Below are 669 nucleotides of genomic sequence, written 5' to 3' on the forward strand. Positions count from 1 at the left end.
CCTCGGTCCTCATCCCTTCCATCCCGTGGTGGGCATTCTCCCTCCTGGGCTGGGCCGTCATCGCCGTGCTCAGCCACCACAAAATCTCGCTCAGTGCCAAAGTGCTCGGCATCGCCCTCACAAGCGAAGCGGGAATCCTTCTCATCCTCGCCGTGGCGATCCTCGTCATCGGTGGGCCAGAGGGGGTGGACCTGCACTCCTTCGAGCCATCCTCCATCTTCGCCGGAAACAGCACCGGCGCGATGTTCGCCATCGTGTTCGGCGCCTTCCTCGGCTTCGAGTCGACGGCCATCTATACCGAGGAAGCTCGAGACCCCCACAAGACAGTCCCTAGGGCGATCTACCTCGCGATCGGTTTCCTGGGCCTGTTCTACACCTTTATTTCCTGGACGATCTACCTTGCCTATGGCCGCTCTGAAATCGTCCTTGCAGCCGTCGCGGACCCCGCGGGGTTGGTCTTCGGCGCCTTAGACACCTATCTCGGTTCCTGGGCAGTACTTCTTTGCGAAATCCTGATCGTGATCAGTGCTTTCGCCTCGGCCTTAGCCTTCCACAATACCGCGATCCGCTACCTGCACACTCTGGGCCGTGAAGGGATGCTCCCAACAAAGCTCGCTAGAGTGCACCCCACGCACGGGTCGCCATCCTCAGCGAACGTCCTGCTCTCGT

General features: G+C 60.8%; 1 protein-coding gene. It reads left to right on the forward strand.

Going from position 1 to position 669, the window contains the following annotated elements; genetic code table 11:
* On the forward strand, nt 1-669 hold a 669-nt coding region (locus tag H483_RS27530; RefSeq protein WP_017836520.1), incomplete at both ends, for an APC family permease.

Origin of the sequence: Dietzia sp. UCD-THP (assembly GCF_000349585.1) — a bacterium.
Taxonomy (GTDB): Bacteria; Actinomycetota; Actinomycetes; order Mycobacteriales; family Mycobacteriaceae; genus Dietzia; species Dietzia natronolimnaea_A.